This is a genomic window from uncultured Oscillibacter sp. (assembly GCF_910587525.1).
Lineage (GTDB): Bacteria > Bacillota > Clostridia > Oscillospirales > Oscillospiraceae > Oscillibacter.
Map to the genome: position 1 here is coordinate 1 of NZ_CAJULS010000068.1, position 12,241 is coordinate 12,241.

Consider the following 12,241-nt stretch of genomic DNA (forward strand, 5'->3'; position numbering starts at 1 on the left):
CTTCCGATCTGTGGGAATGGCTACGCCCTCCACACCCATGTGAAAGCCAAAGATCAAAAGGGCATTGCCCGCCACGTTGATAGCGTTCATCCCCAGGGAGACCCACATGGAGATTCGGGAGTTGCCCATGACCCGGAAGAGGGCCGCCCCGGCGCTGTAAATGGCCAGGAAGGGGGTGGAGGACTCCACGATGAGGTAGTAGGTGTTGGCGTAGGCGGCCACGTCCGGCTCCACCTGGCCGAAGACCGTGCCCAGCACGAAGCCTCTTCCCAGGTAGAACAGCAGTGTGATCAGCAGGGAGACCTCCCCCATGAACAGCAGCAGTTGGGCGCTGGAGTGGCCGGCCTTCTCCGGCTCACGGCGGCCCAGGTACTGCCCTGCGATGGCGGCGCCGCCGGTGGCCAGGGCCGCGAAGGCGTTGACCAGCAGCACGTTCACCGTGTCCACCAGAGATACGGCAGAGATGGCCGCCTCCCCTACCTGGGAGACCATCACGGAGTCAAAGAGGCCCACGGTGATGGCCAGCAGCTGTTCGATGACCAAGGGCACGATGAGCCGCCGCAGGTCCTGGCGGGAAAATTCGATATTCATCTGACTGGTTTCCAAAATATTCCTTCTTTCCAAACTAGCGGAACTCCCGGGGGCTCATGTGGAAGGTGTTCTGAAAGGCCCGCAGGAAGGTGGAGTACTCCGCGAAACCCGCCTGCTCTGCGGCCTTCATCACCGGTACGCCGGAGCGGATCAGCTCCCCGGCCCGCAGCAGCCGCTTCTGGCTGATATACTGGTGGACCGTGTAGCCGGAGACGGCCTTGAAGCGGTGCATCAGGTAGTAGCGGCTGAGATAGAACCGCTTGGAGAGGCTCTCCACAGTGAGCTCCTCCTCCAGATGGGCGGCGATGTATTTGAGGATCTCCTCAATTTTGGGGTCCACCCGGTAGCTGTCCCGCTCCTCCTGGGCGGTGCGGCTGCGGAGGATGTCCCGGTTTACGCCGATGAGCAGCTGCTGGCAGAGCGTGTCCGCCAGACGGCCGGCAGCGAACTCCTGAGACCGCAGGGCTTCCTCCAAGCGCTGAATATTCTTCATGTACTCCAGACGCCGCTCCGGGTTGGTGCGCAGCAGGTGAAAGCCCCGGTTCCGGACGGTGTGGAAGCAGGCGTCCAGGGCCTCTTCCGGGTCGCTCCGGTCCGCCAGCCACTCCCGGCCCAGCCAGACCACAACCCGTTCATAGGGCTCCGAGGGGTCGATGATGGGCCGGTGGATCATGTTGTGCTGCACCAGCAGCACGTCCCAGGGGCGGAGAAAATAGGTCACGCCCTCCACCACATAGGTAACCTTGCCGCCCAGCAGCAGGATCAGCTTGTCAAATTCGTGGTAGTGGTAGTCCAGCTTTGGCGCGCGGCTGTCCTTCAGGTGAAACAGGCGGAAGCCCTCGTTAAGATAGCCCCGCTTTCCCACCTCGCTCCGATCCAGCATGGGTTCACCTCCGGTTGTTTGTCAGTTGAAGCGTTATGACTATACCGCACTTTTTGTGGTTTTACAACCGGGATTCCGCACAAAACCATGCAGATATTCCGGTCCGCTTTAGGCAAAAGGCCATCGCCGTCCCGGGAAAAAACCGCCGGAAACGTCAGCTTCCGGCGGCTGTGTGCGGTATCAGCGGATCAGTATCCCCTTGTCCGGTCCACCAGATTTTTCAGGGGCTCGCCCCGGCCATAGCGCAGCAGGTCGGCGCAGAACATCTCCACATTGACATCGCAGGTGTAGCCCAGGGTCATGTTGCCGGAGACGTGGGGCGTCAGGATGAGGTTCTTGGCCTCCCACAGGGGGTGGTCCGGGGGCAGGGGCTCCGGGTCCATCACGTCCAGGGCCGCGCCGGCCAGCCGGCCGCTGTTCAGCGCCTCGATCAATGGCTTCTGCTCGATGGCAGTGCCCCGGCCCACATTGATGACATAGGCGTCCCGGGGAAGCAGGGCGATGCGGTCCCGGTTCAGGATGTGAACGGTCTCCGGCGTGCCGGGGAGGGACATGATGAGGACCTTCACGGAAGGCAGAATCTCGTCCAGCCGGGAGATGGGGGATACCGCGTCAAAGCCAGGCACCGCCCGGCCGGAGCGGCTGAGGCCGATGATTTTGGCTGCACCCATACCCCGCAGCCGTTCTGCCACGTTGATGCCGATATTCCCGGTGCCAAGAAGGGTAAACTCGTTATCCCGGATGGAGCGGATGGGCAGCTGGTTGGACCACTCCCGGTCCCGGACAATGGCCCCGTATTCCGGCATCCGCCGCAGCAGCATCAGCGTCACCATTACCACATGCTCGGCGATGGTGACGCCGTAGCTGTTGGAGTTGGTGAGCATACAGTCGGGGTTGGCGAAGACCGAGGGGTCCTTGCAGTAGGGGTCCACCCCGGCATAAGAGCAGCAGTACCATTTTAAGGAGGCGGGGGCTGTCCGCAGCAGGTCCGGAGAGTGAGCGTAGAGTACCTCGCAGCGCTGGAGGCACTCCCGGGCTTCCTCGAACTGGTCCGGGGCGAAAAAGTGGGGCACAAACCCAGCCTGAGCGGCGGCGGATTCAATTTTGGCCCGGTGGACCCCGGTGAGGAATTCCTGATAGATGCAGATGTCACGGCTCATGACGATGATACCTCCTTGATTTCAGTCGGGTTTGTTTTTCTGCCGGTTGAACCACAAGAGGAAGGCTCCCATGGTGGCGACGGCAAAAACGGTCCCTGCGTTTGGCCAGTTCCAGGAGAGGAAAAGACCGTCTGCCGCGAAGCCCGCCGCGACAGTGGCGGCAAACGCAATTAGGGCGAGTTTCATGAAATAAGACCTTCCTTCTATGGAGTGATGAATTCGCAAATCTGCTCGGCGCAGCGCATTCCGTCGGCGGCGGCGGAGAGGATGCCCCCGGCATAGCCGGCTCCCTCGCCGCAGGGGTACAGCCCCGGCAGGGAGGACTGGTACGTCCCGTCCCGGGGAATACGGACGGGGGAGGAGGAGCGGGTCTCCACGGCGGTGAGCACCGCGTCAGGGGCGTTGTAGCCCCGGAGCTTTCGCCCCAGGATGGGCAGGGCCTCCGCGATGGCGCCAGACACGAAGGGGGGCAGGCACCCACGCAGGTCCGTCCACGTCACGCCGGGGCGGTAGCTGGGTTTTACCCGCCCGGAACCGGCAGAGGGCCGCCCTGCCAGAAAGTCTTCCACCCGCTGGGCGGGGGCCAGGTATCCGCCGCCGCCAAGAGCGTAGGCGGCCCGTTCCAGCCGCCGCTGGAACTCGATGCCGGCCAGGGGAGAGTCCCCGCCGAAGTCCTCCGGCGTCACGTTTACCAGCAGCGCACCGTTGATATTTTCACGGGCGCGGGCAAATTCGCTCATGCCGTTGGTGACCACCTGGTTCGCCTCGGAGGCGGCGGCCACCACCTCCCCGCCGGGGCAGACGCAGAAGGAGAAGGCGGAGCGTCCGCCGGGGAGGTGGCAGGAGAGCTTGTAGGCGGAGGCTGGGAGGCCGGGGTGCCCGGCATACTGCTTATACTGGGCGGCGTCGCAGTCCGCCTGCCGGTGCTCAATGCGTACGCCCACGGCAAAGGGTTTGGCCTCCAGGCGGAGGCCCCGGGCATGGAGCATGGTGAAGGTGTCCCGGGCGGAGTGGCCGGGACACAGGGCCAGGTGGGTGCAGGGGAGGGAATAGGCCCCCTCCGGTCCCTCCGCGGTGACGCCGGCCAGACGGCCCCGCCGGATGTCCAGGTCAGTCAGGCGGGTTTCAAAGCGGATGTCTGCCCCCAGGCGGAGGAGTTCTCCGCGCAGATTTTTCAGTACGGTATGGAGATAGTCCGTACCCACGTGGGGCTTGGCGTCGATCAGGATGTCCTCCGGTGCGCCGCAGAACACCAGCTGCTCCAGAATAAAGCGGTGGCGGAGGTCCCTGGTGCCGGTGTTCAGCTTTCCGTCGGAGAAGGCTCCTGCGCCTCCCTCGCCGAACTGGACGTTACTCGTGAGATCCAGCTGGCCCGAGGACCAAAAGCGCTCCACATCCGCCTGCCTTGCATCTACGGCGCGGCCCCGCTCCAGCAGAATAGGCCGCAGGCCTGCCCGGGCCAGCACCAGGGCACAGAAGAGGCCCGCCGGTCCAGCACCCGCCACCACCGGGGGGGTCTCCGGCGCGGGGCGGGGGGCGGGAAGAACGTAGGCAGGCTTTGGCACGGAGCGGCTGATCCGTTGGCTGCGGCAGCGCCGCAGGAGGCTGGCCTCGTTTTTGACGGAGACCTCCACAGTGTAGACCATGGACACGCCCTCCCGGGCGTCCACACTGCGTCGGAGGATGCGGAGGGAGAGAACGTCTGCCTCCCGCACCCGCAGCAGCCGGGCAGCCTCCGCAGTGAGACCGGACATTGGAACGCCGGGGGAGAGCTTGATATTTTCGATTTTCAGCAAGTGCGTCACGCCCTTTCCCTGGGGAGATGTACAATTTCATTGTAACACAGATTTTCCCTGGGGAAAACCGCGGGTTCAAAAAATATATACAAACTTTTCAGACGCTTTTAAGTTATGGGACCTATACTGAGACCAAAGCACAGGGCAGAAGAGATTTTAAAGAAAATGCAAAGAAACTTCAAACTTTCGACATATTCCCGGCGTATGATCGGTTCTAAAGAAAAGAAGACCGGGATACATAATAGGAGGTAAGCATTATGTATAACGACGAACACAATCTGTACCACTACACCTACCGCAGAGACGGCAGCGAGGTCACGCCGCCGGCTGCGGATGACTACCAGCCCGCTCAGCGGCCTGTGCAGGAGATGAAGCCTGTGAAGAAAAACCGTACCGGATTAAAGATTACCGCTCTGGCCCTGAGCTGCGCCCTCCTGGGCGGCGGTGTGGGCGGCGGGGTTGTATGGGCCGCCACAAATCACGGCGGCGGCGCCCCCCAGAATGCCCCCGTGCTGAGAAACGACGCCGTGTCCTCCGGGGACGCAGCCTCCACCGTAAAGCTCAACCGGGTGGACGGCCAGACCCTCCTCACGGATGCGGAGGTCTATGCCGCCAACGTGGACAGCGTGGTGGCCATCAACACCACCGGAACTGCCACCACCAGCAACGGTTTCTGGCAGACCCAGCAGCCTACCTCGGGCGCAGGCTCCGGCTTTGTTCTGACCCCCGACGGCTTCATCGCCACCAATTACCATGTGATCAGCGGGGCCGAGACCGTCAAGGTGACATTCTACAACGGGGATGCCTATGACGCGGAGGTCATCGGCGGCGACGAGGATTACGACATCGCCGTTATCAAGGTGGAGGCGGAGAATCTCCAGCCCGTTACCATGGGAGACAGCACTCTGCTGAACGTGGGCGACCGGGTTCTTGCCATCGGCAACCCTCTGGGAGAGCTGACCTTCTCCCAGACCGGCGGCATGGTCTCCTCCGTGAACCGGGCCATTGACGTGGAGGGCGTGCCCTTCAACATGATTCAGACCGACGCCTCCATCAATCCCGGCAACTCCGGCGGGCCCATGTTCAACCAATATGGCCAGGTGGTGGGCATCGTTTCCGCCAAGTACACCAATACCTCATCCGGCGCCAGCGCCGAGGGCCTGGGTTTCGCCATTCCCATCAATGACGTGGCGGCCATGATTCAGGACATCATGACCAATGGATTTGTGACCAATAAGGCGTATCTAGGCGTTCAGGCCATGTCCATGACCCAGCAGATTGCCAGCCAGTTCCGCTACGACATCACAGAGGGCCTCTTCATCAGCGCCGTGGACAAAGACGGCGCGGCGGACAAGGCGGGCATCCAGATGGGCGATGTGATTGTCAAGGTAGATGACCACGAGATTAAGACCATGGCAGACCTGACCATTGCGAAAAAACAGTACCGGGCGGGGGATATCTCCACGGTGACGGTTTACCGCCAGGGGGAGACCATCACCACGGAGCTCACCTGGGACGCGGTGCCCGAGGACCAGCAGATCCAGCAGGAGGAAACCCAGCAGCCCCAGAACGGCAATAACGGTCAATACGGCAACGGCTATACAAACCCCTATGACCTCTTCGACTACTTCTTTGGCAACCGGGGCTGGTAAACCCTGATCTCCCTTCCGTGTGTCCGGCGGCGGCTTCGCGGCAGCAGCTGCGGCAGGGCAAAAAAGCCGCCTATGCGGCGGACGCAGGAGAAGGTTATATATAGAGAGACAGATCGCCGAACACAGATTGCCGAACAAAGCGCACCGTGCGAAAGCACGGTGCGCTTTTGGCGTTATTCCTTTACCCGGACTTCCAGATAGTAGTGCTCCTCCTCCATATTCAGCTCCGCCGAGGTGATGCCGCCCTCCAGGTCAAAGCCCAGGTTCTGCCGGACGATCTCAATGCCCTCTGTGTTCTCCAGGGCGGCGGTCTGCCGGGTGAAATCTAGGGAGGACCCCAGCCGGGTCACCAGATCATAGCCCTGGAGGCCCACGTTCTCCGAACCGGAGCAGTGGAAATCATAGCTGGGCTCCTTCCACAGTGCACAGTCCACCGTCACGCTGCCCCCGGCGGGGACGGTGACGGAAAATTGCAGGTACAGCACCCGCTGGTGAATCAGGACTTCATAGAAAATGTCGTCCAGCCGGCCGTCTGCGTAGCGGTCTCTGGGCGTGCCGGACAGGGCCCCGTACTGGACCAGCAGCTCCGCTGCGGCTCCCCGGTACATCTCGAAGGAGACGGTGTCAAAGGGATTGGGGTGGTCCGGAATCCAGCCCCGGGTGTAGAAGGCCGCGTACTCCCGGCACAGGCAGTCCAGCACCTCGTTCAGGGTGGTCTCCTCCCGGGTGACGGTACAGGAGACCCCCTCGATTTCTCCGCCGGCGTCGCAGCCGCCGTTTTCATAGCCCTGAAGGACATAGTTCCCGATGTCCGCTCCCAGCACCACCAGCGCCTTGGCCTCCGGCTCCCGGATGACGCCGTCAGGAACGAAGTAGTTGTACTGCCGCCAGCCGGACTCCTCGTCCCAGCTCATGCCATTGAAGCCGTAGCTGAGGATTTCCGTGGCCCCTGGATCGATGGTAAAGGTGATGGCCTGTGTGGCGGCGGGGTACTGCTCGTGGGGGGCCTCAAAATCTGAGAAATGGTAGACAGTCACAGGAATGTCCAGCTCGGGATACTCCGCCAGGGTCCGGTCCAGATACGCGCCGTCTTCCAGCAGGGCCCGGTACTCCTCCCAGCTGTTCAGGTGTGCCAGGTTCAGCGTGCCGTGGTCCGGGTCCTCCGCACCGTAGGCGCTGCTGAAGCCTCCGGCGTAGGGGCCGGCGTACAGCTCCGACTGGATTTCCCCGCCGTCTGCCGACACTGTGGGCCGAATCTGCGCAAGGTCGTAAAAGCTTCCGGCAAAGGGATAGAAGGCCGTTGCGGTGACATCCTCCTCCGACGGGTTGGCGAGAACATAGCGGTCCGTCACCTGTGCCCCCCACTGACGGGGCTCTCCGTCGGCGTACGCCCCGGGGGCGAAGTCCCAGGTGAGGGTCCGCTCCGTTGCGAGGCCGTGACCGCCTTCCAGCGCGGTCAGGGGGAACACCGGTCCGGCATAGGACATGAAGACCGTTCCCCCGCTGTGGCCGCTGCCGCCGCTGCCGGCTATGGGGGCCGCGCCGTCCGCGCCGCCGCTGGTGTTCATTTGACTGCCGGCACGGTACCACAGCCCCAGGCCGCAGATCAGAACCAGACACGCGGCAAGGCCCAGAATCCGCCGTGGGATTCTCCGCGGCTTGGAAGCGGCGGGGGAAGCGGAGACCGCCTCGTCTACAAGGCCGTCGTCCACCAGCCCCAAAATCCGAAACAACCGCTCGCTTTTCATAGAATCACACCCTCCTGTTCCAAATAGGCCCGCAGGGCTTTCCGGGTGCGGAAGAGAGAGGATTTCACCTTTCCCACGCCGCACCTCCGCTCCGCTGCGATGTCCGCCAGCTCCTGACCGTACCAGTACCGCCGGAGAAAGATCACGCGGCTCTCCGCCGGAAGGCGGCGCAAAAACGCGCTGATCAGCGCCGCAATTTCCTGATCCTCCAGATGCTGTTCCACCCCATGGGGGGCGGGGATGCAGTCCTCCAGTTCCCCCAGCAGGATCTCGGGAGCGCCGCCGCCCCGCTTTTGAGTCTGGCCCTCCTTCCAGCGGTCCAGGGACAGGTTCCGGGCGATCCGGCCCAGCCAGGCCCGGAGGGCCGCGGGCCGGGCCGGGGGAATGGCGTTCCAGGCACGCAGGTAGGTGTCGTTGACGCACTCCTCCGCGTCGCCCCGGCTGCGGAGGATGTTCCACACCAGAGAGTGGAGGAAGGAACCGTATTTTCCGGCAGTCTCTGTAATGGCCTGCTGGTCCCGGCTCCAGTACAGGTCGATGATGGCGCTGTCCTCCATATCCTTGCCTCCTTTCAAAAGGTCTTTGACAGTGTAGACGGGAAAATGGAAGATTGGTTTCGCACAGAGCGAAATTTTTAGGCCTTGTTTGTATAGATGGCGAAATGCTTAACGGCGAGAGATTTTTCCACTGGGCAAGGCAAAAATTCGCGGGAATACTCTGTTTATCTCAAGAACTTTTAACCCGGCGCAGCGGAAAAAGTCCGCCGGTCGGGCGTTTGGACATTTATCAAACAAGGCCTAAGGGGAGGATATTATACAGCAGTATACCACAGAGTTGACGAAATTGGGAAAAGGTGTATAATGAAGACGTGATTTCTCAGGGAGGTGTCCGCCATGCCCAGCCGCCGCGTCCAACTGAATGCCGTTCAGACCCTGGCCCTGGGCTTCGCGGCGCTGATCCTGCTGGGCGGCGTGCTGCTGGCTCTGCCGGTGTCCTCCCGGAACGGGTGTGCTCTGCCGTTTTTGGACGCGCTGTTCACCGCGGCGTCCGCCTCCTGTGTCACGGGGCTGGTGCTCTATGATACCTGCACCCAGTTCACCCTCTTCGGACAGGCGGTGATTCTGTTGCTGATCCAGGTGGGGGGTATGGGGTTTATGACCGTTTCCATCCTGGTGGCCGTCCTGCTCCACCGCCGCATCGGCCTACGCCAGCGGTCGATTTTGATGGACAGCGTGGGGGCCCTCCAGATGGGGGGCATTGTGCGGCTGACCCGCCGGGCTATCCGGGTGACATTGACCTGTGAGGGCGCGGGTGCGGTGCTGCTGGCGCTGTGGTTCTGTCCCCGGTACGGGGTGGGACGGGGTCTCTGGATGTCGCTGTTTCACGCGGTCTCCTCCTTCTGCAACGCCGGGTTCGACCTGCTGGGCACCGGGGCATCCCTGACCACCATTGCCGGAGAGCCGCTGCCTAACATCGTTCTCATGGCGCTGGTGATCTGCGGCGGTCTTGGGTTTCTGGTGTGGGACGACCTGCTGACCCACGGACATCATGTCCGCCGCTGGCGGCTGCACTCCAAGATCGTGGCGTTCTCCACTACGCTCCTGTTTGCGGGCGGAGTGGCTGCCTTCTATTTTCTGGAGAAAGACCACGCCTTTGCGGGGGCAGCTCCGGCCCGGCGGGCGCTGATGGCGGCATTTCAGTCCGTCACCTGCCGGACGGCGGGGTTCAACACAGCGCCCCTGACGGCCCTGAGCCAGAGCGGCACCCTGCTGACCATGATTTTGATGTTCATCGGCGCGGGCTCCGGCTCCACCGGCGGCGGGGCGAAGGTGAACACTGTCTCCGTGCTGTTTTTGAGCGCTTTTGCCCAAGTGCGGCGGAAGGAGGACGTGAACGTGTTCCGCCGCCGCCTGGATACGGCCACCATTCAAAGGGCGTACTCGTCGGTGAGCATCTTCTTTCTGGCGTGTCTGGCTGGGACCATGGTCATGTGTCTCCAGGGCATTTCCCTGGACAGCGCGCTGTTTGAGGCTATCTCCGCCGTGGGTACCGTGGGCCTTACCCGGGGTGTGACGCCGTACCTGCCGGAGCTTTCCAAGCTGACGGTACTGCTGCTGATGTTTGCCGGCCGGGTGGGCAGTATGTCTGTGGCCATGGCCGTGACCCGGGACCGTCCCCAGCCCAAGCTGCGGAACATCCCGGAAAAGATCCTGATCGGATAGGGGAGTGTGGAATGAAAGCTTTTTTGGTAGTGGGTCTGGGGCGGTTCGGCCGGCACCTGACCAAGCGCCTGGCGGAGCTGGGCAACGAGGTGATGATTCTGGACCAGGACGAGGAGCAGGTGGCCAGGCTTGCCTCCGTGGCCACTGCCGCCTGCGTGGGGGATTGTCAGGACGAACAGGTGCTGGCGTCCCTGGGGGTGCGGAATTTCGATGTGTGCTTTGTCTGCGTGCGGGACGATTTCCAGTGCTCGCTGGAGGCCACCGCCACACTGAAGGAGCTGGGGGCCCGGTGTGTGGTGGCCCGGGCGGACCACGAGCGGCAGATCAAGTTTTTGAAGAAGATCGGCGCGGATTTTGTCATCCACACGGAGATGGATATGGCGGCCCGGGCGGCCATGCGGTTCTCCGCCCGCAACGCCTTCGACTATTTCGAGCTGACGCCCAAGTACGCGGTCTTTGAGATTGAGACACCCCGGGAGTGGGAGGGCCGCACGGTGATGGAGATGGACGTCCGCCGCCGGTACAACGTGAACATCCTGGGCGTGAAAAACGGGGACGAGATCGAGCCTCTGCTGAGCCCGGACTACCGCTTTGAGCCTGACGCCCACCTGATCGTGGCAGGGGACAAGGAGGCCGGTGTCCGGCTGATGAACGAGGAGTCGTAAGCGCGTTATCATTTTGCGCAGAAATCTGGAAATCATAGTTCTAGCGGCGCTGGGTATACTAGCGCCGGGGTGATTTTATGCCGGATCGCAAAAAGGCGGTCAACAACCTGGACGACAGCAAGCCCTTTCTGCGGCTGGAGCCGGAGAAGCGCATGTGTCCCATCTTCGACCCCGTGACCATCGCGAAATTCCCGGTGGCCCCGCCGGAGGACATGGGCTTCCGGGTGTTGGACAACTTCTGCGAGGAGCACATCCTGTAAGAGGCAGGGGGCGGAAAACCCGTCCCCTGCTTTTTCCGTCCAGCTTTTTATTTGACGCTTACGCCCAAAAGTGCTATAATAAAACCACCAAGAGAGGAGGCGTTCGTATGAACACAGTCATCACCATTGGACGGCAGTTTGGCAGCGGCGGCAAGGAGATCGGCATCCGGGTCGCCAAGGAGCTGGGCATCCCGTTTTATGATAAGGAGCTTCTGCGGGAGGCTGCCAGGAAGAGCGGCCTGTGTGAAAAGATCGTAGAGAACTTTGACGAGCGGCCCAAGAGCCTGCTGTACTCCATTGCCATGGACTCCTATATGTTTGCCCTGCCGGGCAGCGGCGTGGGGGACTCCCTGGAGCAGCAGGTATATCTGGCCACCTTCAACACCATCCGCCACATCGCGGAGCAGGGGCCCTGCGTCATGATCGGCCGCTGCGCGGACTACGCCCTGGCGGACAATCCCAACCACCTGAGCCTGTTCGTCCACGCCCCCATGGACGTGCGGATTCAGAGGGTGGCAAGGCGGCAGAGCATCACGCCGGAGAAGGCCAAGACGCTGATCGCCAAAACCGATAAGCGCCGGGCCTCCTATTATGAGTACTACTCCTCCCAGAAGTGGGGCGCAGTAGAGAGCTATGACTTCTGCCTGGACTCCAGCTGCCTGGGCCTCGGCGGCACGGTGGAGCTGATCCGCGCCATGGTGGAGCACAAGGAGCACCCTGTGCCCAGTCCCACGGAGGTTGACCCCACGCAGTCCGGTACATAATGGACTATACGGACAGAGGCCGCGTTGAGCGCGGCCTCTGTTTTTTGCATAAATAAAACCACTGGCCTAGCCAGTGGTTCAAAAGAACCTATAGCGATGAGATTGATAAAGAACTCTCTTTGCACAGATGAAAGGTGCGGTTAGCCAACTGCATAACGAGTAGCAAAATGAAGAGCACCATGGAAATCCTGGACAATTACCTAGAACGGGCGGTAGCGGATAATCTCAATATTGTGGAAGTTTTGGATCATATCTTCTCAGAAGAGGCAAAATCCAGAAAAAAGCAGGCCTATGAGAAACAGAACCACTAGATCCGCTTTGACTTAGCCGACTACTACGGCGGCTTGCACTGTGGACAGTGCTTCAATGTGATGGTGGGTGGCAGGTGGAGGCCGACCGGCTTTGAGTACGCCGCCGACTGGTATCTAGTGGGCATCCGGGCCGACGACCCGAACGACCTGCGGGCGCGTATCTGATGTAAAACTTTTTTAGAGAACATA

At 61.8% G+C, this 12,241-nt stretch carries 13 protein-coding genes; 6 read left to right on the forward strand and 7 right to left on the reverse strand.

Translation table 11 applies throughout. The annotated features are described in order from the left end of the window. From QZ326_RS07570 to QZ326_RS07590, 5 genes are all read right to left on the reverse strand, one after another. Window positions 1-606, reverse strand: a 606-nt coding sequence (locus QZ326_RS07570) for an MATE family efflux transporter (protein ID WP_365328710.1), incomplete at its 3' end; no start/stop codon positions are given. 19 nt (window positions 607-625) lie between these two features. Next, entirely contained in the window at window positions 626-1,474 is an 849-nt protein-coding gene (locus tag QZ326_RS07575; RefSeq protein ID WP_295743403.1) for an AraC family transcriptional regulator, read from the reverse strand. Window positions 1,475-1,662: 188 nt separating this feature from the next. Next, window positions 1,663-2,634, reverse strand: a complete 972-nt coding sequence (locus tag QZ326_RS07580) for a D-2-hydroxyacid dehydrogenase (RefSeq protein WP_295743406.1) — start codon at window positions 2,632-2,634, stop codon at window positions 1,663-1,665. A 21-nt stretch (window positions 2,635-2,655) separates the two neighbouring features. Further along, a complete protein-coding gene (locus QZ326_RS07585; RefSeq protein WP_295743409.1) occupies window positions 2,656-2,820 on the reverse strand; it encodes a binding-protein-dependent transport permease in 165 nt (54 codons plus the stop codon). A 17-nt stretch (window positions 2,821-2,837) separates the two neighbouring features. After that, the gene (locus tag QZ326_RS07590; protein WP_295743412.1) at window positions 2,838-4,430 is read right to left on the reverse strand and encodes an NAD(P)/FAD-dependent oxidoreductase; all 1,593 of its coding nucleotides are present in this window, start codon (window positions 4,428-4,430) and stop codon (window positions 2,838-2,840) included. A 257-nt stretch (window positions 4,431-4,687) separates the two neighbouring features. Between QZ326_RS07590 and QZ326_RS07595 the strand changes: the two genes are divergently transcribed. Further along, window positions 4,688-6,082 (forward strand): S1C family serine protease, encoded by a 1,395-nt coding sequence (locus QZ326_RS07595; RefSeq protein WP_295743414.1) that lies wholly within the window; start codon window positions 4,688-4,690, stop codon window positions 6,080-6,082. Between the two features lie 173 nt (window positions 6,083-6,255). Here the strand turns inward: QZ326_RS07595 and QZ326_RS07600 are convergent, their stop codons facing one another. Continuing rightward, entirely contained in the window at window positions 6,256-7,830 is a 1,575-nt protein-coding gene (locus tag QZ326_RS07600) for a hypothetical protein (protein WP_295743417.1), read from the reverse strand. Continuing rightward, window positions 7,827-8,387 (reverse strand): RNA polymerase sigma factor, encoded by a 561-nt coding sequence (locus tag QZ326_RS07605; protein ID WP_295743420.1) that lies wholly within the window; start codon window positions 8,385-8,387, stop codon window positions 7,827-7,829. The genes QZ326_RS07600 and QZ326_RS07605 overlap by 4 nt, the downstream gene beginning before the upstream one ends. Before the next feature lie 336 nt (window positions 8,388-8,723). Here QZ326_RS07605 and QZ326_RS07610 point away from each other — a divergent pair, with 336 nt between their 5' ends. The 5 genes from QZ326_RS07610 to QZ326_RS07630 all read left to right on the forward strand — a co-directional run bounded on the left by QZ326_RS07610 (window position 8,724) and on the right by QZ326_RS07630 (window position 12,217). Continuing rightward, the gene (locus tag QZ326_RS07610; protein ID WP_295743422.1) at window positions 8,724-10,052 is read left to right on the forward strand and encodes a TrkH family potassium uptake protein; all 1,329 of its coding nucleotides are present in this window, start codon (window positions 8,724-8,726) and stop codon (window positions 10,050-10,052) included. Window positions 10,053-10,063: 11 nt separating this feature from the next. Then, on the forward strand, window positions 10,064-10,717 hold the full coding sequence (locus tag QZ326_RS07615; protein ID WP_295743425.1) for a TrkA family potassium uptake protein: 654 nt from the start codon (window positions 10,064-10,066) through the stop codon (window positions 10,715-10,717). A 77-nt stretch (window positions 10,718-10,794) separates the two neighbouring features. Then, window positions 10,795-10,977, forward strand: a complete 183-nt coding sequence (locus QZ326_RS07620) for a hypothetical protein (RefSeq protein ID WP_016322990.1) — start codon at window positions 10,795-10,797, stop codon at window positions 10,975-10,977. A 107-nt stretch (window positions 10,978-11,084) separates the two neighbouring features. Beyond that, entirely contained in the window at window positions 11,085-11,741 is a 657-nt protein-coding gene (locus QZ326_RS07625) for an AAA family ATPase (protein WP_295743430.1), read from the forward strand. Between the two features lie 311 nt (window positions 11,742-12,052). Beyond that, a complete protein-coding gene (locus tag QZ326_RS07630; RefSeq protein ID WP_295743435.1) occupies window positions 12,053-12,217 on the forward strand; it encodes a DUF5348 domain-containing protein in 165 nt (54 codons plus the stop codon). The last annotated feature ends 24 nt before the right edge of the window (window positions 12,218-12,241 follow it).